The sequence below is a fragment of the Kitasatospora sp. NPDC096077 genome, from assembly GCF_040303245.1.
Classification (GTDB): Bacteria; Actinomycetota; Actinomycetes; order Streptomycetales; family Streptomycetaceae; genus Kitasatospora.
The window spans coordinates 18,157-41,551 of record NZ_JBEOSV010000076.1 but is presented as its reverse complement, the minus strand read 5'-3'; the positions used below and the strand labels follow the sequence as shown (position 1 = coordinate 41,551).

The window sequence follows — 23,395 nt, the reverse complement described above, 5'->3', positions numbered from 1 at the left end:
TCCGCTGCCTGATCCGCCGCGCCTGGTCCCTCTACCGCTGGAACACCCGGCCTCGCACACCCCGCATCCGATGACCTACTGGCGGACGCCCTTAGCGCCCGCAGGATCAGCTCGACGTCGACAAGCGATGGCGTGACCTTGCCGGTCTCGATCTTGGAGATCTTGGACTGCGACATGTTGACACGCCGAGCAAGCTGGACTCCGGAGAGTCCAGCTCGTTTTCGGAGCTCTTGAAGGATTGTCGCCAGGTCTGAATGAGATTGACCCAGCTCCTGTGGATCAAGCGCCAATGTCCTTCACGTACTCCTCGAAGGGCACCGATTCGGCGAGCGCGATCCGCTGGTACTCGATGTACGGGCTGACGTCGCCCTCGAAGACGGTGCGGTCGATCTGCGTTCCGTCGGAGAGGTAGTTCATGAGTACGACCTCGCTCTTGTCGAACATCCAGTAGTCGGTGACGCCGGCCAACGGGTTGGGGCGATCGGTGACGTCCATGATGCGGATGTCCTCCCCGGCCCAGGCATGGGGGAGGTAGTACATGAACTCGTAGCGGAGGTACTCGGAGAGCGGGCGCGTGACGATGTGCACGCGCCCCTTGATCTTCCCCTCCCGCCGCACGCGCTTGAGGTCCTCCGTGTAGCTGTTGGAGTGTGCGTGCGGGTCGATCCGCTCACCGGCTCGGAACGCCCGCAACTCCTGGTCCTCCTGCGGGACGTTGTAGACCGGGAGCGTCTCAAGCCGCCAGGCTTCCGCTGTGAAGTCGCGGAACCTGGCCTGCCAGGCGTCACCATCCAGGCACAGGGCTGCTGCCTCGCTCATCTCAACCTCCGAAGAGTCAGTGCATGTTGGACCATGTGTGAGGGACGCTAGGGAGTTGTCCGGCAGCTGTCCACGGCACCCGGAAGGTATTCCCGTATCCGACTGGAGACCACCCCGTGGGCCAGTTGGGCCCGCTCAGCCGGGGGTCAGTACTGCCGACAGTTGATCAACTCGCGGTGCGACTCCTGTACTTCCTCAGGGAGATCGTCCGGTGAGAACCATCGAGCCTCCAGGATCTCGAACGAGGCCGGCTGCGCCTGTCCGCTGATGTACAGGGCCTCGTAGGCGACTTCGACACGCAGCTTGTAGCCGCTCTTCAGGTGCGCCAGCTCGCACACCTTCACCGTGAGTGCGGTCTCTTCCCGGACCTCACGCACGATCGTGTCCTCGAAGCTCTCGCCCGCGTTCGCGTAGCCGGTCGGGAGGCCCTATTGCCGGCCTTCCGGCCACAGGCGGTGCTTGAGCAGCAGCGCCCGGCCGTCCTGGTCGCGGACGATTCCCGTCACGCCGACCATGAACTTCGAGTGCCACAGCCACAGCACGCGCCACTGCATCGGGCCGCGGATGATCTGCCAGAGCTTCGCGGCGATCTTCTTCATGAGCCCACCTGTTTCTCTTCGGCGGGCCGGCCGCGCCGCACGCGCGGCCGGCCCGCAGGACCCGCGCGCCTGAGGGCAGCGGACCTGCCTGGCTCTCCGTCGCCCGGCGACTAAAGCTGCCGGAGTGCCAAGGCGGACCACTCCGCGATTCGTTCGCGCGCCTGTTCGTCGAACAGCGCGTGCGTTTCGTACATGGCGAATATTTCGTGGTAGCGCTGAATGTCTCGGCGATCCCGCAGGATCACGATTCCGGTCTCGGTCTCGACCGTGGACAGGCTGTGGTCGTACAGCGTGAAAGTATTCAGCGGGCTCTCCGGGATGTACTTCCCGAGCGGAATCACGCCGAGGCGAACGTTCGGGAGTCTGGACACCGAAATGAGCCGGTCCATCTGTATCGCCATGGCCCGGGCCGGCAGTACGGCCCAGCGCACCGCCTGCTCGGTCAGAAGGAAGGTGAACGCCTTCGACTCGTCGTACAGGACGGTCTGACGCTCCAGCTTCTTCGCTACCGCCTTGGTGGTGTCACCCGGAACATGCGCGAGGCTCGCTCGGATGTATTCGGGCGTGCCGAGCAAGGTGTTCAGCATGGACAGCAGGAAGTGTCGGATCTCGCTGGAGGACTGGTCGAGCGCCGCGAGTTCGACCTGCTTCTTCTCCAGCCCCTTCCGCCTGAGCGCCCGCACGTCCTGCCACTCGGTGTTCGCCACCCGAGCCAGGTCCAGTACCCGCTGTGCCAGTTCGGCCGGAACTCCGAGAGCGCGCAGGATCAGCTCGACGTCCACCAGGGACGGAACGGTCCTGCCGGTTTCGATCTTGCTGATCTTCGACTGTGTCATGCCACAACGCCGGGCAAGCCGGTCTCCAGCGAGACCGGCTTGGACCCTTATTTCTCTCAGCGTTTTCGCCAGGTCGCCCTTGCTGTGACCCAGCTCTTCCAGGTCTATTGCCACCCATGCTCTTTCACGAACTCGGCGAAGGATACCGATTCGGCGACCGCGAGCCGCCTCCATTCCTGGTACTGTCCCACTTCGCCTTCGACCAGCACGCGATCGATCTGCGTTCCGTCGGGCTCGTAGTTCATCAGGACAACGCTGGTGTCGTCGAACATCCAGAAGTCCTGATTCGGAAGCCCGGGGTTCGGCCTGTCGGTCAGATCGAGAATCCGGATGTTCTCACCCGCCATGGCGTGCGGGTGGTAGTACATGAACTCGTACCGCAGGTAGTCGCTCAGCGGCCGGGTCACGACATGGACCCGCTGGACCGTACGACCGGCGGCCGTGTGGGCCTTGAGCCGATCGGTCCAGCCAGAGGTGTACGTGCCAGCGTCGATTCGCTGCCCGTTCAGGAAATCCTGGATCTCTTCGGCTTCTCCCGCGACCTTGTACGCGGGCAGGGTCTCAAGTCGGAACGCCGACTGCGCGAAGCCGTGCAGAAGCCTCTGCCATTCCTCACCATCCAAGAGCACGAACAGCCTCCTTCACAACGTCCTCGGGCAGTTCCACGGCTCCCTCATGCGCCGGTACCGCCAGGTCCGAGTACTGGTCGCCCTGGAAAACCAGGGTGCCCCTGTCAGTGACGTAGACGTTCGGGCACTCGCCATCCTTGCAATCGCCGCTGCGGACGCCAGTGAGTCGCCTATGAGCCATCGCCAGCCCCCTTGAGTCCGGCCCTGGTTGGACCGACTGACCGAAACGGTATGGAAGGGGAGGATGGTCTGTCCACGGCACTCGGGCGGTATTCGCGTCCTGGACTAAGGATCATGATCAGGCTTTGCGGTGCGAGGCTCGCCCCTGAAGGCGGAGTTGCTTCGGTCTGGTTCCCTTCGCACAGGAAGTCGGGCGGGCCGACTTCCTGTGCGAGGGAGCGAGGGTGTCGCCCGCTCGGCGTGCGGGCGGGGCGGCACGGCGAGGCCTTACCCGAACGAGGGCGGGGATTCGGCCAGGGCGGCCCCTCGCGCAGGTGGCGCGAGGGGCCGGGGGCAGGCGTGGTGGTCGAATTCGCTCTTCCCGCGGTGGAGGCGGTGGGCACCGATGACACCGAGCACCTGTGGGAACTGCTCGGTGGCCTGGCGTACGAGATCGACACCGAGGTGCTCCGGTCGTATCGGCAGCTCCTGCGTCAGTACGCCTGAAGCTCCTTCGAGACCTGCTCGGCCAGCGCCGCTCGCGCAGAGCTGGAGCGGCGGAATGCTCGCCTCGGTGGACGGCCTGCGGTTCGTCGTGCCCAAGCGCAGCATCAACTCGGCGCCCTCACCCAAGTACTTCGGGCAGAAGAGGGGTCTGACCCGGCTCAACGCACTGAATGACCAGGTGTCGGGGATCGGCGCGATGCTGGTGCCCGGCACCCCGCGCGACTCCCTGTTCATCCTGGACACCCTGCTGAACCTGGACGGCGGGGTGCGCCCGGAGATGGTGGCGACCGACAACGCCTCGTACTCCGACATGGTCTTCGGGATCTTCAAGATGCTCGGCTTCCGCTTCGCGCCGCGCTTCCGCGACCTGGCTGACCAGCGGTTCTGGCGCGCCGACATCCCCGGCGAGCAACCGGCCAGCGGCTACGGGCCGCTGGAGGCCATCGCCCGCAACAAGGTGAACCTCAAGAAGATCCGCGAGCAGTGGCCCGACATGCTGCGGGTGGCCGGGTCGCTGATCACCAACCAGGTCCGCGCCTACGACCTGCTGCGGATGTTCGGCCGCGAAGGCCACCCCACCCCGCTGGGGCAGGCGTTCGCCGAGTACGGCCGGATCGAGAAGACCTCCCACCTCTTCGACCTGGTCGGCCCGGTGGACGACACCTACCGGCGCCGGATGAACCGCCAGCTCACCGTGCAGGAGTCCCGCCACACCCTGGCCCGCGCGATCTGCCACGGCAAGCGCGGCCACATCCCGCAGGCCTACAAGGACGGCCAGGAGGACCAGTTGGCCAGCCTCGGACTGGTCCTCAATGCCGTGGTGCTGTGGAACACCCGCTACCTCGACGCCGCCGTCGAGCAGCTGCGGGCGCTGCCCGCCGACCAGCGCGAGCACGACGTCCTGGACGAGGACGGCGCCCGCCTGTCCCCGCTCAAGGCCGGCCACCTGAACGTCCTGGGCCGGTACGCCTTCACCCCCTCCCAGCCCGAAGGCGCTCTGCGTCCGCTGCGCGACCCGGACGCGGTGGACGACGACGACCAGGACGACGAGTAGCTCCGGCGGCCCAACCGCGAGGAACGGGCGGGCTGGGGCGCGTCGTTGAGCCGGTGCGCGGGCCGAAGGGCCCGGTCGCTCAGGTTTTGCCGGGTTTGCCCGTCGAGACCAGCAGGAGGACGGACGAGCCCGGTGCCACCGGTTCTGCGCCGCCCCGGGGGGCACTGCTGATCACCTGCCCGGCGGGAGCGTTCCAGTCCGTGTGCCGCATGATCGTGCAGCTCAGTCCGAGTCCGCGCAGCAGGCTTCCGGCCTGTTCGACCGGCATGCCGGCCAGGTCCGGCAGCGCGATGCCCGCTCCCGCGGTCCGCGCCTGCCCCTGTGGCGGAGTCGCATCGGCGCTTCCGCTCTTGGGGGTGCCGGTGGCGAGCGGGGTGCACGCCGCGTTCGCCGGTGGGGACAGGGACGGGGAGGCGCCGGGCGCGGGCGGCACGGGCTTCAGCGCGAAGAACCCCACCGTGGCGCACGCCAGCACGCAGCACGCCGCAGCGGTGCCGAGGAGCGCCCGGCGGGTGCGGCTGCGGCTGACGACTCGCTCGATCGCGGCCGCGTCGACGACCGGCGCCGTCGGCCCGTCGGCGAAGGAGGCCACCGCGGCACGCAGCTCGGCTTCGAGGCCCGGCTCGAACGGGGCGGGTCCGGACGACGTGTTCCTCACTTCGTACCTCCGAAAGCGGCCGACGGGGTGTGCGGCGCCTGGGCGCCCGATACGGAATCGCGCAGTTTGGCCAGGCCGCGGGCGAGCTGGGACCTCACCGCACTCGAAGAGATGTCCAGGACGTCGGCGACCTGCCGGGCGTCCAGATCGTGCAGGTAGTACAGGACCACCACGCTGCGCATGCCCATCGGCAGCCCGAGCAGTGCCTCGATCAGTTCCGTGCGCAGATCCACCTGCCCGAACCGGTCCCGGGGGTCGGCCGTCTCGGGCACCCCCGACAGCCCGGGGCGCTCGCCCAGGCGCGACAGCCGCCGCCAGCGGTCGTTGGCCAGGTTGACCAGCACTTTGCGCACGTACGCCTCCGGCGAGTCCGCCACCGCGGCCTTCCGCCACTGTCGGCACGCCCGCTCCAGCGCCTCCTGCACCAGATCCTCGGCCACGTGCACGTCACCGGTCAGCGCATACGCGGTGCGGAACAACGCTCCCGACCGCTGTGCGACGAACTCCGTGAATCCGATGCCCGGACCGCTCCTGCGAAACCTCACCCGCCGACCTCCTCTCCTCGTCCCGTCCCGATCACTGCCCCTATGACGGCGGAACGGGGCCGAGTGCTGCACCGAGGCGTCGGCAGTGACGTGAATCACAGCTGGGGCGGAAGGGTGTCGCAGGACCTCGCGCCGCTGCCGCCCGGGGTGGGGGCGGGGCCCGGCGTCCCGCGCGGGCGGAGCGGAAGCGGGCTCGGACTCCGACCGGCCGCCCGTCGTCACGGAACGCGGGCCGGCCCTCTCCCTGGAGGCGAGCTGGCGAGTCTGGCCGTCCGGGGGTTCAGTCCTCCGGGATGCCCGGCCTGGCCGGTGGGGCTGCGGCGAAGTGGTGCTCGCGTAGGAAGTCGGACGGGCCGACTTCCTACGCGGGGGAGGGGCGTCAGGCGTGGTGGTCGAACTCGCCGGCCTTGAGCCCGTGAAGGAGGGTGGCGAGGGCGGCCGGGGTGGTGCGGAGGATGATGTCGCCTTCGTCGGACTCGCGGAGTTCGATCGAGGTGTCGGCCCTACGGAGCTCCACGCACTCGTTGTTCGCAGCGCTGTAGCTGGACTTCTGCCACTCTGACCTATGCATACGGCTTCACATCCTTCATGACGGATCGAACGAAATCACGTGATCCTTCTTCGGAGAGTGCCGTGGAGTCCAGGGCGGAGAAGATCGCCCGATGCTTGGCCAGGTCGGCTGGAGAGTCGAAGAAGAGTGCACCTTGGGCCACGTCCATCTGGATGGTGTCCAGTTCAGGTACGGGCCCCTCGGCGAAGGTGAGGTTCTCGCCGAAGCCTGGAAAGGTGTCGACGGCGAAGGGCACGACGCGGACTGAGATGCCGGGCTGTTCCGAGTCGTTGAGAAGCGATTCGAGCTGGCTCGCGAGGACGCTGGGGCCGCCGAACTGCATCCTCAAGGCTGCCTCGTGGACGAAGACCTGGACAGGAATCGCACTGGAGCTGACGACTTCCTGTCGCTTGAGTCGAAAGGCGGTCCTGGTCTCGATCTCTTGTGGCGGCAGCGGAGGGAAGATCCGAGCGAACACGGCCGACGCGTAGTCGTTGGTCTGCAGGAGGCCCGGCACGAAGGTTGTCGTGCAGATGGTCAATCGGGTGGATCGGCTTTCGAGCTCTGCCACCTCAAGGAAGTCGATCGTAAGAGTGCCGCGGTACTTCTCCCACCAGCCCTTCTCTCGCTCCGAAGCCATGTCGACAAGTGCGTTGACCAGCGGTTGGTTGACACAGTTGCAGGCCGAGGCGACAGTCCGCAGACGCTCGGGGCTGACTCCGATCTTCGCCTTCTCCATCTGGGTCATCTGCCCGGGGCTGATGCCGAGCGTGCGGGCGAGTTGGCTACTGCCGAGACCGGCCTGCTCCCGCATTCTCCGCAGCTCAGTGCCGATTCGGCGTTGGCGGAGAGTCGGATTCGAGCGAAGGGGCATGGTGTCCTCTCTACCGGTACTGGGGCCAGTGTGCCGCTCTGCCAGCATGCAGGTCCATCTGGGCTGGCTGCCACGATAGAGCTAATTTTGAGGCGAAGACCTCAAAATTCAGACGGCCTGCGCTATGGTCGATCTCACAGCGATCCGACGGATCGTCAGTAATGCGCGCTGTCCGCACCGCAGAGCAGCCATGTCCTTCTCTCCATGGCCTGGCTCACGGCGACGTTTCCGCCGGTTCTCCACCCCACCTCACGCCGGGAGATCTCCCATGCGTCAGTGCAACACGCCCACCCTTGCCCTCGCCCGCCAGTCCCTCGCGGGCGCCATGATCCGCCTCGGCTGGCCGCCCGCCGACACGTTCGACGCCCAACTCGCCCTCGGCGAGCTGATCTCGAACGCGTGGAACCACGCGAACACCCCCGCCCCCGTGGTCCAGATCCTCTCCGTCACCACCCGCACCCTCCGGGTCGGGGTCTCCGACGAGAGCCCGGTCCTCCCCTCCCTCCAACCCCTGGACCTCCTCGCCGAGTCCGGCCGGGGCCTCCACCTGGTCGCGGCCCTCACCGCCCGTTGGGGCGTCGACCGCCAGGAGCGCGGCAAGACCATCTGGTTCGAGTGCGAGCTGGGCGGTGGCCAGTGACCCGCCACCCCATGAAGCCCACCGATCCCCGGATCCGGGCCTACACCGACGATCACATCCGTACCCTGCTCGCCGAACTCCACGAGCGCGGCCGCAGGTTCGGCCTCATCTTCCCCTCCGCGACCACCGACAAGACCCTCGACGGCCGCGTCCTGGTCCGCTTCAACACGGCGCCGGCCTCGACCCTCCTCAACCTCCTCACGCTCCTCCTCGACGCCGACCGAGACCGCGAGCGCCCGTGCGATTCCTGATCGCCGTCGCCTTCGCGACGCTCCTCGCTCTCGCGATCGCGACCGTCGCCCTGGGCATCGTCACCGCCCTCCGCGCGACCCCGCCCGACGAGGACGACTGAACGAACCCCGGACGTGCGGCGGGTCGCGTGCACAGACCCGCCGTGCCGGAAACCGGAGTCGGACTCACCCCTGCCGATGGATCCGCTTCTCCACGTTCCCCCGGATCGCCCGGGACGCCGTCCCGGCCGCCGCCGCGATGAACACGAAGTTGTACCCGATCTGCAGCACCACCACGAGTCGTGCCGCCTGCCCCGCGGGCGTGATGTCCCCGTACCCGACGGTCGCCAGCGTCACCACGGTGAAGTAGAGCGCGTCGAGCCTGGTCTCCAGCCCGGCGAACTCCGCCTTGTGGGCGCCCAGCACGTAGTACGTCGCCGAGAAGATCGTCACCGCGAGGCAGATCAGGAACGCCAGCCAGTACACCGGCCGTTTCGCCGTCCCCCGGATCACCCCCGCGATCTTGCCCAGCAGCAGTGCGCTCAGCCCGGTCAGCGCCCCCGCGAACAGCGACCAGCTCAGCACCGGCCGCCGGTCGCCCAGCCACTGCAGCGGCAGCGTGAAGTACCCGGTCATGAGCAGCGCGAACGCGCCCAGCAGCCACAGCCAGGCGCGCACATCCACGGTCAGCGGGTCCTCGGACATCCCGCCCAGCCTGCCCCGCCCCACATCGAACCGCCCGCCGATGACGACCGTCCGTGTCACGCCGGACCACCGAGTCCCAGGTGGGCGCATGACCACGTCGTACAGCTCGCGGGTGCCCGCCGCGCGCTCGCCCATCCGGGCACCGGCGGCCGCACCTGCCCCGGAACACAGTTGAGCCCCCGGTGGAATCCACCGGGGGCTCAACAGGAAACTCGCGAGCCTCAGCTCGGACGACCGACTCAGGCGGTCGTCTCGGTGTGCTTCGTCTCGGTGGCCTTGGTCACGTTGGTCGGCGTGACGGCCGGACGGTCGGCCGGCTGCTGCGGCGCGGCCGTGCTCTGGGCGGTGCCGGCGTCGGTCGAGGGGTCGTCCTCGCGCATCGCCTTGGTCTCCGCCTTCAGGATGCGCATCGACTTGCCGAGGCCGCGCGCCATCTCCGGCAGCTTCTTCGATCCGAACAGCAGGACTACGACCGCCAGCACCACCAAGATGTGCCAGGGCTCAAGACCGTTCCGCAGCATCCCTGGCCACCGGTCCCTTCTTGTCTAGAGTCACGGGGGGCGCGAGCGCCCATGCTCGCCAGTATGCCTGGCCCTCACGCCGAACGGATACACCGGCCGGGAAACGCTGGCCGAAAACCAGGTGCTGTTCGAGCGGACCGCGAGTGTTCCGGGTCGGCCGACGGCCCGCAACACGGCTCCCGACGACGCCGGTGCGCTCAGTAGACGAACGGCACCAGACGCTTGGATTCCCGCTGGTACCGGGCGTACGCCGGGCCGAAGGCGGACAGCAGCAGCCGCTCCTCGGCGGCGATCCGCCAGCCGTACGCGCCGAGCAGCAGCGCGGCGACCACCAGGGCCGCCACCCACCCGGCCGTGCCGAGCGCGTACCCGATCCAGACCAGCAGGCTGCCGGCGTACCCGGGGTGGCGGATCAGCCGGTACGGGCCGTTGCGGACCACCTCCTGGGTGTCCACGGTGCGCAGGGTGCGGGTGTAGAAGCGGCCCAGGGTCTGCATGCCCCAGGCCCGCAGGGCCAGCCCGGCGGCCACCGCCGCGACCCCGAACCAGCGGGCCCAGACGGGCAGTTCGCCGACCGAGGCGCGGGCGAGCAGCACCACGACCAGTGCCGATGCCACGTAGCAGGAGAGCAGCAGCCTGGTCGAGCCGCGGTCGCGGTCGTCCGCGCGCCAGGTGCCGGCCGCGGCGTCCTGGCGGCGGCGCAGCAGCAGCTCGTAGCCGATCCAGCAGGCCAGGCCGAGCAGGGAGAGGAGGGCGGGCACGGACATACGGCGGCTCCTGACGGTCGTGGGTACCCCTCCACGGTCCTCCCCTCCGGGCGCGGCGACACGCACCCCGAGGTGGACGCACCGCCGTCCACCCCCGGGTGGACGGCTCCCGGGAGCGCCGCCCCCGATCGTCACCGGGGCACCGCCCCCGACGGTTACCGGGGCCGCCGCGCCAGCAGGTAGCCGCGCCGGGTGTCGGCCTCCTCCGGCAGGCCCTCCCGCTCCAGCCGCGCCTCGACGGCGAACCCGGCCTCGGCGAGTCGCGCGGCGACGGCGCCGGTCTCCAGGAAGTGGAAGTCCACGTCGACCCGGTGGCCCCACCACTCCTCCAGCCGCCGCACCTCCTCGCCCAGGTGGAAGGAGACCAGCAGCACCCCACCCGGCCGCAGCACCCGCCGCATCTCCACGAAGGCGGGCAGCAGCTCCGCCGGCTCCAGGTGGATCACCGAGTACAGGGCCACGGCGGCCGAGAACTCCCCGTCGGCGGCGGGCAGCGCCAGCAGGTCACCGGTACGGAACTCGACCAGAAGCTGTTCACGGGTGGCCAGCTCCACCATCCGCGGCGAGAGGTCGATCCCGACCACCCGCGCACCGCGCTCGGCCAGCCACCCCGCCACGTGCCCCGGCCCGCAGCCCAGATCCGCCACCACCCCGCCCGCGGCCTCCTCCAGCACGGCTGCCAAGAGTGCCCGGTCCACCACCTTGTGCGTCAACTCACCCCCGATCCGCCCCAGGTACTCCTCCGCCACCGCGTCATAACTCCCGCGCACCCGCCCGTGATCAGTCCCCATCCCCCCACCCTGGCACGCCGCCGACCCCGCCCGCCCGACCGGCAGCCGGGCGGGCCCGGGGCCGCAGTGTGTGCGCCGGTTCGGGACGTGACAGTCGTGACCGCCGGGCGTGCACACCCGCTCGTGCACGCCCCCGTTCGCCTGCCCGCGCCCCCTGTGGCCGGGCGAGGGGCGAACCCGGCGGTACCGTCGCCGGATGAGCGCATCGACGGGGGCGTGGGCCGCCGAAGGGGATTCCGCTGAGGCCGAGGACGAGTGGCTCAACGGCCTCGCGGACGAGGCGGAGGCCGAGGGCCTCGACGGAGCCGTCGGCCTGGACGAGATGGCGGCCATGCTGGGCATCGGTGGACCGGTGATCGATCCGTGAAACGGCGCGGGCCTTGGCCGGGCTCGACCGCGACCCTTCGCCCGGTCGGTCGGTCGCCCGGGTGCCCGGAACCGCGACGCCAGCGCTGCTCCCGGACGGCGGAGAGCCCCCGCCCGATGATGTGGGCGGGGGCTCTCGATGACTCGCGTGGATCGGGGCGTCGGCCGCCGTGGGCCGGGCCGGTCAGGCGGTGACGGGCTCCGGGGCGGCCGCGGTGGCGACCGGGAGGTGGCGCAGGAGGCGGTGGGCGAGCAGGGCGGCACCGAGGGCGAAGAGCAGGCCGACGGCGGCGGCGACGTGCAGGCCGTCCGTGAAGGCGCTGCGGGCGGCCTCCAGCAGGTCCGGGCCGAGCTGCCCCGGTAGGTGGGCCGCGACGGAGACCGCGCCGCCGAGGGTGTCCTGCGCGGTGTGGGCCGCGGTGCCGTCGACGCCCGCCGGGAGGGCGCCGTCCAGCCGGTGGTGGTAGACGGCGGCGCCGGCCGCTCCGAGCAGGGCGATGCCGAGCGAGCTGCCGAGTTCGACGGCGGTCTCGGAGGTGGCGGAGGCGGCGCCGGCCTGCTCGGCCGGGGCGGCGGAGACGACCATCTCGGCGGTCATGGTCATGGTGCCGACGGTGCCGGCGGCCAGCACGCCCGCCGCGGTGAGGATGAGCGCCAGCGGCGAGTGCGGGCCGACCTGGGTCATCATCGCGAAGCCCGTCGCGCCGATCAGGAAGCCGCCGCCCATCAGGGCTGCCGGGCGGACCTTGCCGGCCAGGGCCGAGCTGATGCCGACGGCCGCGCCGACGCCGAGGCTGGGCACCAGCGACCAGAGCGAGGCGGTGAACGGGCTCATGCCCTTGACCAGCTGGAGGTACTGGGAGGTGAAGAGGGAGAAGCCCATCATGGCGAACATCGCGAGGGTGTTGACGCTGATCGCTCCGCTGAAGGTGCGGATCCGGAACAGGCTGAGGTCGAGCAGGGGGTTGGCGGCGGTGCGCTGGCGCCACACGAAGGCGAGGGCGAGCAGCAGTCCGGCCGCCGTGGCGAGGGCGGGCAGCGTGCTCCAGCCGTCGACGGCGAGGGTCTTGACGCCGTAGACCAGCGGCAGGATCGCGGCGAGCGAGAGCACGGCGCCGAGCAGGTCGAAGCGGCCGGGGGCGGTGCCGGTGTCCGCGCCGGCGCGGTACTCGGGCAGCAGGACGGGGGCGGTGAGCAGCACCAGGACCATCACCGGGACGGCGACGAGGAAGGCCGAGCCCCACCAGTAGTGGTCGAGCAGCAGTCCGCCCGCGACCGGGCCGAGGGTGGCCCCGGCGGTGAGGACGCCGCCCCAGGCGCCGAGGGCGACTTGCCGCTGCTTGGCGTCGTGGAACATGTTGCGGATCAGCGCGAGGGTCGAGGGCATCACGGTGGCCCCGGCGATGCCGAGCAGGGCGCGGGCGGCGATCAGCTGTTCGGCGCTGCCGGACCAGGCGGCCAGCAGCGAGGCGCCGGTGAAGCCCGCGGCGCCGACCATCAGCAGCCGGCGGCGGCCGATCCGGTCGCCCAGCGCGCCCATGGTGATGAGCAGCCCGGCGAGCAGGAACGAGTACATGTCCATGATCCACAGCTGCTGGGTGCCGCTGGGCGCCAGCTCGGTGGAGATGTACGGGACGGCGAAGAACAGCACGCCCATGTCCATGGACAGGACGAGCGTCGGGAGCAGGAGGACGGCCAGGCCGATCCATTCGCGACGGCCTGCGCGGCCGGTGGTTGCGGTCATGGGGAAGACAGTACGGGCGTGTCAGACGCTTGTCTAGTACGAGCGTCCAACACGAATGTCCAACACGTTCGTCCAAAACAAAAGTCCAAGACGCATGTGCAAGACATCCGTCCAGACCTTCCGTAGGATCGGGAGCATGGGAAACCGCGAAGACCTGATGGCCGGCGCCAAGCGCTGCCTGTACGAGAAGGGCTACGGACGCACCACGGCCCGCGACATCGCGACGGCCTCCGGCGTCAGCCTGGCCGCGATCGGCTACCACTTCGGCTCGAAGGACTCGCTGCTCAACGCCGCGATGATCGAGGCGATCGGCGAGATGGGCGAGGCCCTGGGGGCCGTCGTGTACGGCGCCAACCAGGTTTCGGAGGATCCGGAGGTGCGCTTCGCGGCCGTCTGGAACGGCCTCCGGGACGTGTTCGTCGAGCACCGCGGCCTCTGGGCGGCCCAGTTCGAGGCACTCGCCCAGGCCGGGCACAACCCCGAACTGGCGCGGGCCTTCGAGGAGGCGCAGAAGGAGGGCCGGCTCGGCCTCGCCGCGGTGTTCCAGGGGGTGACCGAGGTGCCGGACACCGAGGAGGAACTCGCCCGCGGCACCTTCTACCAGATCCTGCTGGCCGGTTACGTCGCCCAGTGGCTGGCCGCGCCCGAACTGGCGCCGAACGGCTTCGAGTTCCTCCGCGGGCTCCGGCTGGTCAGCGGCAGCGTGCTGGGGACCGAGGTGCCGTAACGACGGGGCACCGCGCCGGTCACGCCGTGACGGCCGTCAGCAGCACCACCGAGTCGACGTGCGCCAGCAGCCCGTGCCGCTCCTGCGGTACGGGCTCCAGCGTGCCGACGGACAGCTCCAGCCGGCGCCCGGCGATGGTCAACGAGACCCGCCCGCGCAGCACCTGGACGCTCCCGGCGCTGGGCGGCGCGTGCTCGTCCAGCGCGGTGCCGGCGGTCAGCGCGATCACGGTCTGCCGCAGCACCCCGTCGTGCAGCACCAGGTGGGCACTGCGCCCGTGCGGGCTCTCGGCCGCCAGCGCGGCGTGCTCCACGGCGAGCCGTTCGAGATCGGGCATCGCGCCGCCTCCTCCTCAAGCCGTGTGCCCAGGTTCGCGGACGCACCGGCCGCGCGCACCCCGAGAGCCGCCGAAGGCGGGCTCACGCACTCCGAACGCACTCCGAACGCACTCCGAAGGGCCCCGGTCCGGGCCGCCCGAGGTGCAGCCCCCACCGACTGCCCGCATCGTGGAGGCATGGCGACCAACCAGAGGATCTTCGGCGGTATCCAGGTCAACCGCTCGCTGCTGGCCGGCGGCGTGGTACTGACCGGCATCGGCTCGGTGCTCGGCGCGGCCGGGGCGGCGCTGGTCTGCGCGGCGCTGTTCACCGCGGGCCGCGACTGGGTGCGCAGCATGGAGACCCCGCCGACCACGCTCGCCCAACGGGCCCTGCACGAGGCGAAGGTGGCCTCCTCGGCCGGCTGGGAGGCCTGGCGCGCGGAGCACGGCTCACCCAACTGAGCGAACCGGCACCGCCGGAGCCGGCAGCAGCCGTCCGCAGCCAGCCGCAGCCGCAGCCGCCGGACCCGGCCGCAGCCGCCGGGCCGAACGGACGCGGCGGGCCGCCATGGGGGTGCGGCCCGCCGCAGCTTCGCGCGCCTGCGGCCCTACAGGCCCAGCGACTTGGCGATGATGCTGCGCATGACCTCGCTGGTGCCCCCGTAGATCCGGAACACCCGGTTGTCGGTGTAGAGCCGGGCGATCGGGTACTCCAGGATGTAGCCGTAACCACCGTGCAGCTGCAGGCACTTGTCGATCACGGTGGAGGCCGACTCGGTGCAGAACAGCTTCGCGGCGGCCGCGTCCGCGACGCTCAACTCGCCGTCCTGGTACAGCTCCAGGGCCCGGTCCACCATCGACTGCTGCGCCAGCACCTGGGCCTGGCAGTCGGCCAGGGTGAACTTGGTGTTCTGGAACTCGGCCACCGCCTTGCCGAACACCTTGCGGTCCTTGACGTACTGCACCGCGAACCGCACCGCCGCCGCGGCCGCCGCGTACGCGCCGACGGCGATCGCCAGCCGCTCCTGCACCAGGTTGTGGGTCAGGTAGGAGAAGGCCCGGCCCTCCTCGCCGAGCAGGTCTGCCACCGGCACCTTGACGTCGACGAACGCCAACTCGGCGGTGTCGGACGTCCGCAGGCCGATCTTCTGCAGCTTGCGGCCGACCGAGTAGCCCGGCGAGGTGGTGTCGACGCACAGGATGGACAGTCCGGTCCGGCGGTTCTCCGGGTCGTACGGCGCGGTGCGGCAGACCACCAGGACCAGGTCGGCCAGCACCCCGCCGGTGATGAAGGTCTTGGCGCCGTTGAGGACGTAGTGGGTGCCGTCCTCGGAGAGCCGGGCGGTGGTGGTGATGCCCGCGAGGTCGGAGCCGGCGCCCGGCTCGGTCATCGCGATCGCGGTCATGATGTCGCCGGAGACGAAGCCGGGCAGCCAGCGCCGCTTCTGCTCCTCGTTCGCGTACTCCAGCAGGTACGGCAGCACCAGCCCGGTGTGCACGCCGGAGGAGCCGAAGCTCACACCCGCCCGGGCGGCCTCCTCGGCGATCACCGCCTGGTACTTGAACCCGCTCTCGCCGGCGCCGCCGTACTCCTCCGGCACCTCGATGCCGTAGACGCCGAGTTCGCCGAGCTGGCGGTAGAAGTCGCGGGGCGGGTGGCCGTCGGCCTCCCAGCTCTCGTAGACCGGGACGACCTCGTTGGCGATGAAGTCCCGGATGGTCTCCCGGAAGGCCTCGTGGTCCTCGTTGAACACGGTGCGGCGCACGGCGGCGCTCCCTTCGACGGTGCCGGCCGGCGGGCCGACGGAGGCGGAACGTACCAGGTGGTGGCCCGACAAGTTAATCCCGGGTAGCTTCGGCTGTCCAGCGTTCCGGAGCCGGGGAACGACCCGGGGAGGACCTCAGGACGACCCGGGGAACAGCTGAGGGAACAACCGGGGGAACGGCCCCGAGGGCCTGCTCCGCACGGCGACCAAGTGAATTCTTGCTAGCCTGCGGACGGGCCCGCCAGGAGCCCGGGGACAGAACGGGAGGGGAGCAGATGGTGGTCCGAAGGCCGCCCGGCCGGCGCGCCCAGATCCTCGCCGTGGCCGCCGACCGCTTCCACCGCAGCGGCTACCACCAGGTCTCGATGACCGAGGTCGCCGCCGGGGTCGGCATCACCGCACCCGCCCTCTACCGGCACTTCCGCGGCAAGCCCGAACTGCTCGACCGCGCCGTCCGCTCCGGCCTGGAGGCGCTCTCCGACGCCCTGCGCTCGGCCGCCGACACCGCCGAACTCGGCTCCGCCCTGGCTGCGGTGGCGGTCGCCCACCGCCCGCTCGGCACCCTGGTGCAGCGCGACGCCCGGCTGCTGCCGCCGGACCGCCGGGCCGCGCTGCGCCGCGAACTCCGGGCGGACGTCGCCCTGATGGTCACCGTACTGCGCGCCGAACGGCCCGAACTCACCGTCCCGGACGCCGAACTGCTCTGCTGGTCGGCGCTCTCCGGCTGCGCCGGGCTGTCCTACCAGTCGGCCGCGCCGCAGCCCCGGCGGGCCGAGCCGCTGCTGCGCGAACTGGTCGCGGCCGTCCTCGCGGTGTCCCTGGACGGCACCACCGCCGGCCCGACGCCGACGGCCGCACCGGCACCGCGGCCCAGGCCCCAGGCGCGCCGGGAGGAACTGCTCGCGGCGGCCGTCCGGCTGTTCCACCGGCGCGGTTTCGACAACGTCAGCACCGACCAACTCGGCGCCGCCGTCGGCATCTCCGGGCCCAGCGTGTACCGGCACTTCGACAGCAAGGCGCACCTGCTCGCCGCCTCCCTGGTGCGCAGCCGGGAGCGGCTCTGGCACGAGGTGGACGGCGCGATCGCGGCCGCCGCCGGATCGGCCCCCGCCGGCGAGGCGGCCGCGCTGGCGGCCGGGCTCCGCGCGTACGTCGACTTCGCGCTGCGCAACGGCGACTACCTGGGCGCGATGCTCAGCGAGACGGATCGGCTGGCCCCGCCGGACCGCCGCGTCGCGGTGGACTTCCGGCGTGACTTCCTGCGCACCTGGGTCGGACTGCTGCGACAGGTGCGCCCGGAGGACGACGCGGTGGCCGCCCGGATCCGGGTGCACGCACTCTTCTCACTGGTCAATGACGGGGTGCGGAACGCCCCGCACAGCGCCCGGCCCGACCTCGGCGACTGCCTGCGGCGGATCGGCCGGGCGGCACTGGGAGTTGCGGAACTGCCCGAACCACCGGAGCCACGGGAACCGCCGGAGCTGCCGTAACCACCGGAGCTGCCGTAATCGCCGGAGCTGCCGTAATCGCCGAAACCACCGGAGCAGCGCAGCGGGCCGGGCACCCGCCCCCGGGTCGACAGGGGGCGGGCACCCGGCCCGCGGGGTGACTGCCGCCGGACCGGAGGCCCGGCGGCAGCCCGGTGCAGCTAGTAGAGGACGTGCGGGTAGTAGACCCGGGCGTCGAAGTTGCCGTTGCCCTGCACGGCGCCGATGCTGCCCCCGTTGCCGGCCGAGGCCAGGCCGTTGTTCTGGTTGCTCGCCCCCGAACCGGTCGCGGTCTGCTGGGTGTTGACCACGTTGCCGTGGACGGTGCCGATGACGTTGCCGGAACCGACGTTGCTCACCACGCTGCTGTTGGAGTGGTCGATCGAGCCGGCGTCGTTGTCGGCGTGCGCGGTGGCGGCACCGACGCCGACGAGGAGGAAGGCCCCGAGGGCGGTGACGGCGGCGGCTGCGCGGAAACGGGACACGGTGGTCTCCCTGAACTGGAAGTGCGAATGTGGCGCGATCCGGAGTGGCCGCTCCGTCGCGCCGTTGCCTGACGTCGCACACTCAGCATTCACCAGCGACGTGGACGAACTCCACCAAACGGGTGGCATTTCCCTCGATGGTGGGGGACCGGTCAATTCCGGTTGACCAGATTGACGAGAATCCGTCATTCCGTCAGGTCGGATCGCTCGCCGCAGTCGGCCCGGCAGCTCGGAAGACTGATGTATAGAAAGAAATGGTCGACAGATTGTCGCACTGGCACACTGAGGACCCATGTCTGAAGGTGTCCCGACCGAACCCACCCCCGCCGAGCCCGCCCCGACCGAGGACCTGCGCACCACCGAGGTCGATCTCGGCGGCCTGGTGAACGTCCTCGCCACCCATCTCTACTCCACCCCGCTGGTCGCGTTGCGCGAACTCGTCCAGAACGCCCACGACTCGCACACCCGGCGGCTCCTGGAGGACCCGGACGGCGACCACCGCCCGCGGATCCGGGTGCGCGCCGACGCGGTCCGGCGGACCGTCGCCATCGAGGACACCGGGGCCGGCCTCACCGAGCCCGAGATCCACGCCTACCTCGCCACCGTCGGCACCGGCTACACCCGGATGCTGCGCGAACTGACCGGCAACCAGGAGCTGATCGGCGCCTTCGGCCTGGGCTTCCTGTCCGCCTTCTCGGTCGCCGACGAGGTGACCGTCACCACCACCTCGCACCGCGAACCGCAGCACGGCCACCGCTACCGCAGCCGCGGCGGCGAGCAGTACCAGGTCGAGCCGGTGCCCGCCCGGCCGGAGCCCGGCACGGTCGTCGAACTGGCCCTCAAGGCCGAGCACGCCCACCTCGCCGACGAGCAGGCGCTGCGCGAAGTCCTCGGCCGCTACTGCGTGCTGCTGCCGATCCCGGTCTTCGTCGGCGAGGACACCGAGCCCGTCAACGCCGTCCGGGTGCCCTGGCGCCAGCAGGTGCCGGGCGACCAGCACGCCGCCCGGATGGCCTTCGCCACCGCCTTCGGCCGCCGCTTCGAGCCGCTCACCGCCTTCCCGGTCCAGCCGACCCAGCCGGCCCGGACCCAACCGGTCGACGACGGGAGCGACGGGCCCGGCGGCGACGACAACACCGCCGGAACCGACGCGATCGGCCTGCTCTGGGTCCAGGACGGCGGCACCTACGGCAGCAGCGACAACCGCGACCTCGCCGTCTACCTGCGCGGCATGCTGCTCGCCGAGGACGCCCGCGACCTGCTGCCCAGCTGGGCCGGATTCATCGGCGGCGTGATCGAGTCCAACCGGCTCACCCCCACCGCCAGCCGCGAGGACCTCCAGCGCGACGAGCACTACCGCGCGCTCCAACGGGCGCTCGGCGACGCCATCGTGGACGGCCTCTACGAGACGGCCCGGCTGCGCCCCGCCGTCTGGCGCCGCATCCTCACCCGGCACGGCCAGGACCTGCTCGGCGCGGCGCTCTGCGACGAGCGGCTGTTCACCCTGCTCGCCGACGACGTCCCGGTGCCCACCTCGCAGGGCGACCTGACGGCCGGCGGCCTGCGGGCGGCCGGCGGCGGGGCGGTGCACGTCGCGCTCGGCAGCGGCGGCGGCTTCGAGGAGATGCTCTACCGGGTGATGCGGGTGCCGATCGCCCGCGGCGACCGCTACGCCGTCCTGCCGTTCCTGCGCCGCTACGCCCAGTTGCGCGGCTGCCGACTGGTCGAGCTCGGCAGCGAGCAGGGCAACCGCGAACTGTTCCGCGACCCGGAGCGCCCGCTGCCCGCCGAGGAGTCGGCCTGGCTGTCCGGCGCCCTCGCGGACGAGGGCGAGCAGCTCGTCCCGGCCCGCTTCGACCCGCCCGGCCTGCCGCTCGTCCTGGTGCCCGACCGCGAGGCCGAGCTGAAGGCCCGGATCGAGGACGACCAGGCCGACGCCCGGATCCCGTCCGCCGCGCTGCGGCTCGCCCGGGCCTTCACCGCCCGCACCGACGGCCGGGTCAAGGCCCGGCTCTACCTCAACCTGGACTGCCCGGCGGTACGGGACCTGCTGGCCGCCTACCGCACCGGGCACACCGGCAGCGCCACCGCGGCCGGGCTGCTCCGCTCGCTCAAGGTGATCATGGCGGCGGCCGCCACCGGCCCCGCCGAGGGCGACCTCGGCGCCGCGCTGGCCGGCATCGGCACCGCCGTCTCCGCCCTCACGGCCGCCGTCCCGGTCGGCCTGCCGGACGTCCCGGACAGCCCCGGCGCCCTCCCCGGCGCCCTCCCCGGCGACCCCTCCGGTGACTCCTCCAGTGGCCCCGGGGAAGCGTGACGGACGGACTGTCAGTGGTTCGCGATAGACAACTCATCAGCACGACGCAGGGGAAACGACCATGACCACCGACATCTGGGCCTGGGTGCGCGACACCCACCAGCAGCTCCACACGGCCGGCCACGCCCGACTGGCCGACGCCATCTACGAGCTGCCCGAACACGCCACCGAGGGCCGCAACGAGCAGCTCGACGCCGCCTACCCGGAGGCCCTCGCCTCCGCCCGCGCCCTCGGTCTGCCCTGGGTCGAGGTCTACCTGCGGCACTGGCGGATGCAGAACCTGCTGAACAAGCGCCAGCAGGGCGAGTCGGTCATGCCCGAGGTGGTCGACCTGCTGGAGTTCGCGCACCGCGAGGAGACGGCCGGCTGCCCGCAGTCCGTCTGCGTGGTGCAGGACTTCGCGATCTGCCACGCCCGGGTCGACGGCCCGGGGTACGTCCCGGAGCGCCTGGAGGTGGTCGGCGAGACGCTGGACCGGATCGAGCCCGGCCGCGCCTGCTTCGACTGCCTCTCCCGCGAGTACTCCGACGCCCTGGAGGACGACGACCGGCCCGCCGACGCGCTCGCCCACCTGGACACCGCCGCCGCCCGGATGCAGGCCGCGGGCCAGCAGGTCTCGCTCCGCTTCCACCGCGCCCGGGCCGGCACCCTGCACCTGCTGGGCCGGCACGAGGAGGTGCTCGCCCTGCTGGACACCACCGAGCGGACGGCCAAGGCCCGGAACGAGGAGCTCGACGAGAGCGACCGGCGCTGGGGCGCCCTGCTGCGGGCCCGCGCGCTCGCCTCGCTCGGCCGGACGGCGGAGGCGCTCGCCCTGCTGCCCGCCCAGGCCGAGGCCGAGCGGCACGCCGACCTGCGCGAGGCCTGGACGCGTACGGTCGAGCTGCTGGTCGCGGCCGGCGCCCGGGAGAACGACGCCGAGCTGGGCGCCGCGGTGGCCCGCTGGGTCGGGTACCTGGACGGCACCGGCTCGCACCGCCCCTGTGTGGACCTGCTGCTGGCGGCCGGCCGGCTGGCGCTCGCCCGCGGCGCCCGTACGGTGGCGCTCACGCTCGCCGCGTCCGGGGAGCGCAAGCTCGGCCGGCTGCGCCGCACCGAGGGCGTGGTCGAGCAGGTCGCCGCCCTGCGCGCGGCCGCCGAAGCGCTGCCGGTCCCCGAGCTGCCGGTGCCGCCCGGCGAACTGACGGCGTACCTGGCCGAGGCCGAGGTGCCCGTCGAGACCGGCGCCGACCTGCTCTCCGTCGCCCTGGACCGGTACCGGGGTGAGCAGGCCGGCGCCACCGAACTCGCCGTGCTGCTGGCCAACGTGCTCGGCGGCCTCGGCCACGCCCGGGCCGCCGCCGACCTGCTCTGGCAGCGGCTGGAGGCCGACCCGGGCAGCGAGACACTGACCGGCACCCTTGGCCAGGCCCTGATCGAGGCCGGTGACGCCGAGGGCGTCCGCCGCCTCGCCGACCGGCTGGCCGCGACGGCCCCGGCCGACGGGCACTGGATACGCGCCCGCTGGGCCGCGGCGGAGGGCCGCTGGGCCGAGGTGCTGGAGCAGTGCGGGGCGATCCTGGCGCTGGAGGCGAGCCGGATCAACACCCGCCGGCTGGCCGCGGCCGCCGCCACCGAGCTGGGCGACCACGCCACCGCGCAGCGCCTCTACCAGGAGCTGCTGGCGCACGCCCGGCCCGCCGAGGAGGTGGGGGAGGAGCAGCTCCACCTGACGGTCCAGGAGCCCGACCTCTGGCACCTGATCACCGCCGCCAGCGCCAACCGGGACTGGGCCGTGGTCCGCTCCACCGGTGCCCGGATCGGCATCGAGTTCGACGAGCCCGAGGGCCCGGTGGACGAGGAGTGGCAGCTGATCACCGTCCGCGCCACCCGTACCAACGGTGCGACGGCCGACCTGCCCGCGGTCCGGACGGGCCCGGCCACCGCCCGGATCCTGCCGGTCCTCGGCGCGGACCTCACGCTCAACCACGGTGACGTGGTGGTCTTCTCCCCGGCCCTGCTGGAGCGCCCGCCGGCCGAGGACGCCCCCGAGGAGGAGCGGGCCGGCTGGCGCCCGGTCTTCGCCCTGCTGACCCTGCTCGACCCGGCCGGCTACACCAGCTACTGGGTCGACGGCGCCTGGCCCGGCGACGAGACCTGGGCCGGGTTCCGGGACGCGCTGCGCGAGGCCGGCTTCGCGGTCTGGGCGTACAGCGGGGAGCAGTACCGGGTCACCGATCCTGCGGAGGAGGGCGGGGACCTTCCCGGCATCTACGCCGCCGTCGGCGTCCCGCCGACCGCCTCGGCCCAGGCGGCCGACGCCCTGCTGCACCGGCTCACCGCCGACTGGGCGCACCCGCTGGCCTGGCTCGACCTGGCCGAGGCGGCGGAGGCGGACCTCGCCCCGCACCGGGAGGTGGTCGAGCGCTACGGCCTCTGAGCCGAGTGCCGCGGGCGCCGCGCTGCGCGCTTCGGCCGCCGCACCGAACGCTTCGGCCGCCGAGCCGCGCGCTTCGGCCGCCGCACTGCGTGACCCCGGTGGTTCCCCGGCCGTACCGGCGGCCGGTCGGGGAACCATCCCGCTCCCCGACGAGTCTTTGTCATTGCTTTACCCTTGCATTGCCAAGACTCGACCTCCAGGAGCGCCCGCACCGTGACCAGCCTCGCCCTCGGCCCGTCCTGGCTCGATCCGACCACCCTGATCTCCACCTTCGGCCTGATCGGCATCCTGGCGATCGTCTTCGCCGAGTCCGGCCTCCTGATCGGCTTCTTCCTCCCCGGCGACTCGCTGCTGTTCACCACCGGCCTGCTGGTGGCCGGCGGCACCTACCTGCACCAGCCGCTCTGGCTGGTCTGCACGCTGATCGTGCTGGCCGCGATCGCCGGGGACCAGGTCGGCTACCTGTTCGGCCGGAAGGTCGGACCGAGCCTGTTCCGCCGGCCCGACTCCAAGGTGTTCAAGCAGGAGAACGTCGAGAAGGCCGCCGCATTCTTCGACCGGCACGGCCCCAAGGCGATCGTGCTGGCCCGCTTCGTGCCGATCGTGCGCACCTTCACCCCGATCGTCGCCGGGGTGAGCAGGATGAACTACCGCAGCTTCGTGATCTTCAACGTGGTCGGCGGGGTGCTGTGGGGCGGCGGGGTCACCGTGCTCGGCTACTTCCTCGGGCAGATCCCCTTCGTCCGGGACAACATCGAGGCCATCCTGGTCGCCATCGTGCTGGTCTCGGTGGTCCCGGTGGCGGTCGAACTGCTCCGGGCGCGCCGTTCCGGAGCGGCCCCCACCGCGGACCACCGCGCCGGGTAGGCGCCCGGGGGCGG

General features: G+C 71.5%; 26 protein-coding genes and 2 pseudogenes. 11 read left to right on the top strand and 17 right to left on the bottom strand.

The genetic code is table 11. From position 1 onward, the window contains the following. The 5 genes and pseudogenes from ABTZ03_RS37850 to ABTZ03_RS37830 all read right to left on the bottom strand — a co-directional run. Positions 1-290, bottom strand: a 290-nt coding sequence (locus ABTZ03_RS37850; protein ID WP_350517737.1) for a helix-turn-helix domain-containing protein, incomplete at its 3' end; no start/stop codon positions are given. Next, positions 280-801, bottom strand: a complete 522-nt coding sequence (locus ABTZ03_RS37845; protein WP_350517739.1) for a DUF6879 family protein — start codon at positions 799-801, stop codon at positions 280-282. The genes ABTZ03_RS37845 and ABTZ03_RS37850, both read right to left, overlap by 11 nt. Positions 802-965: 164 nt before the next feature. Further along, positions 966-1,418: pseudogene (locus tag ABTZ03_RS37840) on the bottom strand (NUDIX domain-containing protein). Positions 1,419-1,528: 110 nt separating this feature from the next. After that, positions 1,529-2,368, bottom strand: coding sequence for a helix-turn-helix domain-containing protein (locus ABTZ03_RS37835; protein WP_350517736.1), 840 nt, complete (start codon positions 2,366-2,368; stop codon positions 1,529-1,531). Next, positions 2,359-2,883: a DUF6879 family protein gene (locus ABTZ03_RS37830; RefSeq protein ID WP_350517735.1), complete on the bottom strand. Its 525-nt coding sequence runs from the start codon at positions 2,881-2,883 to the stop codon at positions 2,359-2,361. Before ABTZ03_RS37830 ends, ABTZ03_RS37835 begins: the two co-directional genes overlap by 10 nt. 519 nt (positions 2,884-3,402) lie before the next feature. Between ABTZ03_RS37830 and ABTZ03_RS37825 the strand changes: the two genes are divergently transcribed. Together ABTZ03_RS37825 and ABTZ03_RS37820 are read left to right on the top strand one after the other, a co-directional pair. Next, the gene (locus tag ABTZ03_RS37825; protein ID WP_350517741.1) at positions 3,403-3,549 is read left to right on the top strand and encodes a hypothetical protein; all 147 of its coding nucleotides are present in this window, start codon (positions 3,403-3,405) and stop codon (positions 3,547-3,549) included. A 28-nt stretch (positions 3,550-3,577) separates the two neighbouring features. Further along, positions 3,578-4,603 (top strand): annotated as a pseudogene (locus tag ABTZ03_RS37820) (Tn3 family transposase); the annotation flags it as partial. Positions 4,604-4,682: 79 nt separating this feature from the next. Here the strand turns inward: ABTZ03_RS37820 and ABTZ03_RS37815 are convergent. The 4 genes from ABTZ03_RS37815 to ABTZ03_RS37800 all read right to left on the bottom strand — a co-directional run bounded on the left by ABTZ03_RS37815 (position 4,683) and on the right by ABTZ03_RS37800 (position 7,230). After that, positions 4,683-5,261: a PASTA domain-containing protein gene (locus ABTZ03_RS37815; protein WP_350517734.1), complete on the bottom strand. Its 579-nt coding sequence runs from the start codon at positions 5,259-5,261 to the stop codon at positions 4,683-4,685. Further along, positions 5,258-5,740, bottom strand: a complete 483-nt coding sequence (locus tag ABTZ03_RS37810) for a SigE family RNA polymerase sigma factor (protein ID WP_502894725.1) — start codon at positions 5,738-5,740, stop codon at positions 5,258-5,260. The genes ABTZ03_RS37815 and ABTZ03_RS37810 overlap by 4 nt, the downstream gene beginning before the upstream one ends. 445 nt (positions 5,741-6,185) lie before the next feature. Beyond that, positions 6,186-6,377 (bottom strand): DUF397 domain-containing protein, encoded by a 192-nt coding sequence (locus ABTZ03_RS37805; protein ID WP_350517733.1) that lies wholly within the window; start codon positions 6,375-6,377, stop codon positions 6,186-6,188. After that, positions 6,370-7,230, bottom strand: a complete 861-nt coding sequence (locus ABTZ03_RS37800; protein WP_350517732.1) for a helix-turn-helix domain-containing protein — start codon at positions 7,228-7,230, stop codon at positions 6,370-6,372. Before ABTZ03_RS37800 ends, ABTZ03_RS37805 begins: the two co-directional genes overlap by 8 nt. A 268-nt stretch (positions 7,231-7,498) precedes the next feature. Here ABTZ03_RS37800 and ABTZ03_RS37795 point away from each other — a divergent pair, with 268 nt between their 5' ends. Further along, complete coding sequence (locus ABTZ03_RS37795; RefSeq protein ID WP_350517731.1) at positions 7,499-7,870, top strand: ATP-binding protein; 372 nt, start codon at positions 7,499-7,501, stop codon at positions 7,868-7,870. A gap of 11 nt (positions 7,871-7,881) precedes the next feature. Beyond that, positions 7,882-8,121 carry a hypothetical protein gene (locus ABTZ03_RS37790; protein WP_350517730.1) on the top strand — a complete coding sequence of 80 codons (240 nt, stop codon included), beginning with the start codon at positions 7,882-7,884 and terminating at the stop codon, positions 8,119-8,121. A gap of 165 nt (positions 8,122-8,286) precedes the next feature. Here the strand turns inward: ABTZ03_RS37790 and ABTZ03_RS37785 are convergent, their stop codons facing one another. The 4 genes from ABTZ03_RS37785 to ABTZ03_RS37770 all read right to left on the bottom strand — a co-directional run bounded on the left by ABTZ03_RS37785 (position 8,287) and on the right by ABTZ03_RS37770 (position 10,884). Next, positions 8,287-8,805 (bottom strand): potassium channel family protein, encoded by a 519-nt coding sequence (locus tag ABTZ03_RS37785; protein WP_350517729.1) that lies wholly within the window; start codon positions 8,803-8,805, stop codon positions 8,287-8,289. A 239-nt stretch (positions 8,806-9,044) separates the two neighbouring features. Next, the gene (gene tatA, locus ABTZ03_RS37780) at positions 9,045-9,326 is read right to left on the bottom strand and encodes a Sec-independent protein translocase subunit TatA (protein ID WP_350517728.1); all 282 of its coding nucleotides are present in this window, start codon (positions 9,324-9,326) and stop codon (positions 9,045-9,047) included. 197 nt (positions 9,327-9,523) lie between these two features. After that, the gene (locus tag ABTZ03_RS37775; RefSeq protein WP_350517727.1) at positions 9,524-10,093 is read right to left on the bottom strand and encodes a methyltransferase family protein; all 570 of its coding nucleotides are present in this window, start codon (positions 10,091-10,093) and stop codon (positions 9,524-9,526) included. A gap of 155 nt (positions 10,094-10,248) precedes the next feature. Beyond that, complete coding sequence (locus tag ABTZ03_RS37770) at positions 10,249-10,884, bottom strand: class I SAM-dependent methyltransferase (protein ID WP_350517726.1); 636 nt, start codon at positions 10,882-10,884, stop codon at positions 10,249-10,251. A 196-nt stretch (positions 10,885-11,080) separates the two neighbouring features. On the opposite strand from ABTZ03_RS37770, the gene ABTZ03_RS37765 reads away from it, so the two are divergent. Then, positions 11,081-11,251: a hypothetical protein gene (locus ABTZ03_RS37765; RefSeq protein WP_350517740.1), complete on the top strand. Its 171-nt coding sequence runs from the start codon at positions 11,081-11,083 to the stop codon at positions 11,249-11,251. Positions 11,252-11,434: 183 nt separating this feature from the next. Here ABTZ03_RS37765 and ABTZ03_RS37760 read toward each other — a convergent pair whose 3' ends face one another. Then, on the bottom strand, positions 11,435-12,994 hold the full coding sequence (locus ABTZ03_RS37760; protein ID WP_350517725.1) for an MFS transporter: 1,560 nt from the start codon (positions 12,992-12,994) through the stop codon (positions 11,435-11,437). A gap of 136 nt (positions 12,995-13,130) precedes the next feature. Between ABTZ03_RS37760 and ABTZ03_RS37755 the strand changes: the two genes are divergently transcribed. Then, positions 13,131-13,721, top strand: coding sequence for a TetR/AcrR family transcriptional regulator (locus tag ABTZ03_RS37755; protein ID WP_350517724.1), 591 nt, complete (start codon positions 13,131-13,133; stop codon positions 13,719-13,721). 19 nt (positions 13,722-13,740) lie between these two features. On the opposite strand, the gene ABTZ03_RS37750 is transcribed toward ABTZ03_RS37755, so the two are convergent. Then, the gene (locus ABTZ03_RS37750) at positions 13,741-14,058 is read right to left on the bottom strand and encodes a cupin domain-containing protein (protein ID WP_350517723.1); all 318 of its coding nucleotides are present in this window, start codon (positions 14,056-14,058) and stop codon (positions 13,741-13,743) included. A gap of 177 nt (positions 14,059-14,235) precedes the next feature. Between ABTZ03_RS37750 and ABTZ03_RS37745 the strand changes: the two genes are divergently transcribed. Continuing rightward, complete coding sequence (locus tag ABTZ03_RS37745) at positions 14,236-14,502, top strand: hypothetical protein (protein ID WP_350517722.1); 267 nt, start codon at positions 14,236-14,238, stop codon at positions 14,500-14,502. Positions 14,503-14,648: 146 nt separating this feature from the next. On the opposite strand, the gene ABTZ03_RS37740 is transcribed toward ABTZ03_RS37745, so the two are convergent. Continuing rightward, complete coding sequence (locus ABTZ03_RS37740) at positions 14,649-15,806, bottom strand: acyl-CoA dehydrogenase family protein (RefSeq protein ID WP_350517721.1); 1,158 nt, start codon at positions 15,804-15,806, stop codon at positions 14,649-14,651. 275 nt (positions 15,807-16,081) lie between these two features. Between ABTZ03_RS37740 and ABTZ03_RS37735 the strand changes: the two genes are divergently transcribed. Next, complete coding sequence (locus ABTZ03_RS37735) at positions 16,082-17,296, top strand: TetR/AcrR family transcriptional regulator (protein ID WP_350517720.1); 1,215 nt, start codon at positions 16,082-16,084, stop codon at positions 17,294-17,296. Positions 17,297-17,454: 158 nt separating this feature from the next. On the opposite strand, the gene ABTZ03_RS37730 is transcribed toward ABTZ03_RS37735, so the two are convergent. Continuing rightward, positions 17,455-17,778, bottom strand: coding sequence for a hypothetical protein (locus tag ABTZ03_RS37730; RefSeq protein WP_350517719.1), 324 nt, complete (start codon positions 17,776-17,778; stop codon positions 17,455-17,457). Positions 17,779-18,070: 292 nt separating this feature from the next. On the opposite strand from ABTZ03_RS37730, the gene ABTZ03_RS37725 reads away from it, so the two are divergent. The 3 genes from ABTZ03_RS37725 (at position 18,071) to ABTZ03_RS37715 (ending at position 23,381) form a co-directional block, all read left to right on the top strand. Continuing rightward, positions 18,071-20,095, top strand: a complete 2,025-nt coding sequence (locus ABTZ03_RS37725) for an ATP-binding protein (RefSeq protein ID WP_350517718.1) — start codon at positions 18,071-18,073, stop codon at positions 20,093-20,095. Between the two features lie 61 nt (positions 20,096-20,156). Then, on the top strand, positions 20,157-22,514 hold the full coding sequence (locus tag ABTZ03_RS37720; protein ID WP_350517717.1) for a hypothetical protein: 2,358 nt from the start codon (positions 20,157-20,159) through the stop codon (positions 22,512-22,514). Between the two features lie 213 nt (positions 22,515-22,727). Further along, positions 22,728-23,381 (top strand): DedA family protein, encoded by a 654-nt coding sequence (locus tag ABTZ03_RS37715; protein ID WP_350517716.1) that lies wholly within the window; start codon positions 22,728-22,730, stop codon positions 23,379-23,381. Positions 23,382-23,395 lie beyond the last annotated feature (14 nt).

What these genes read in the sequence shown, in the direction of transcription:
- ABTZ03_RS37720 (WP_350517717.1), top strand. Translation starts at nt 20,157, where the DNA reads ATGACCACCGACATCTGGGCCTGGGTGCGCGACACCCACCAGCAGCTC.
- ABTZ03_RS37755 (WP_350517724.1), top strand. Translation starts at nt 13,131, where the DNA reads ATGGGAAACCGCGAAGACCTGATGGCCGGCGCCAAGCGCTGCCTGTAC.
- ABTZ03_RS37735 (WP_350517720.1), top strand. Translation starts at nt 16,082, where the DNA reads ATGGTGGTCCGAAGGCCGCCCGGCCGGCGCGCCCAGATCCTCGCCGTG.
- ABTZ03_RS37725 (WP_350517718.1), top strand. Translation starts at nt 18,071, where the DNA reads ATGTCTGAAGGTGTCCCGACCGAACCCACCCCCGCCGAGCCCGCCCCG.
- ABTZ03_RS37745 (WP_350517722.1), top strand. Translation starts at nt 14,236, where the DNA reads ATGGCGACCAACCAGAGGATCTTCGGCGGTATCCAGGTCAACCGCTCG.
- tatA (WP_350517728.1), bottom strand. Translation starts at nt 9,326, where the DNA reads ATGCTGCGGAACGGTCTTGAGCCCTGGCACATCTTGGTGGTGCTGGCG.
- ABTZ03_RS37765 (WP_350517740.1), top strand. Translation starts at nt 11,081, where the DNA reads ATGAGCGCATCGACGGGGGCGTGGGCCGCCGAAGGGGATTCCGCTGAG.
- ABTZ03_RS37750 (WP_350517723.1), bottom strand. Translation starts at nt 14,058, where the DNA reads ATGCCCGATCTCGAACGGCTCGCCGTGGAGCACGCCGCGCTGGCGGCC.
- ABTZ03_RS37790 (WP_350517730.1), top strand. Translation starts at nt 7,882, where the DNA reads ATGAAGCCCACCGATCCCCGGATCCGGGCCTACACCGACGATCACATC.
- ABTZ03_RS37795 (WP_350517731.1), top strand. Translation starts at nt 7,499, where the DNA reads ATGCGTCAGTGCAACACGCCCACCCTTGCCCTCGCCCGCCAGTCCCTC.
- ABTZ03_RS37770 (WP_350517726.1), bottom strand. Translation starts at nt 10,884, where the DNA reads ATGGGGACTGATCACGGGCGGGTGCGCGGGAGTTATGACGCGGTGGCG.
- ABTZ03_RS37805 (WP_350517733.1), bottom strand. Translation starts at nt 6,377, where the DNA reads ATGCATAGGTCAGAGTGGCAGAAGTCCAGCTACAGCGCTGCGAACAAC.
- ABTZ03_RS37760 (WP_350517725.1), bottom strand. Translation starts at nt 12,994, where the DNA reads ATGACCGCAACCACCGGCCGCGCAGGCCGTCGCGAATGGATCGGCCTG.
- ABTZ03_RS37775 (WP_350517727.1), bottom strand. Translation starts at nt 10,093, where the DNA reads ATGTCCGTGCCCGCCCTCCTCTCCCTGCTCGGCCTGGCCTGCTGGATC.
- ABTZ03_RS37800 (WP_350517732.1), bottom strand. Translation starts at nt 7,230, where the DNA reads ATGCCCCTTCGCTCGAATCCGACTCTCCGCCAACGCCGAATCGGCACT.
- ABTZ03_RS37785 (WP_350517729.1), bottom strand. Translation starts at nt 8,805, where the DNA reads ATGTCCGAGGACCCGCTGACCGTGGATGTGCGCGCCTGGCTGTGGCTG.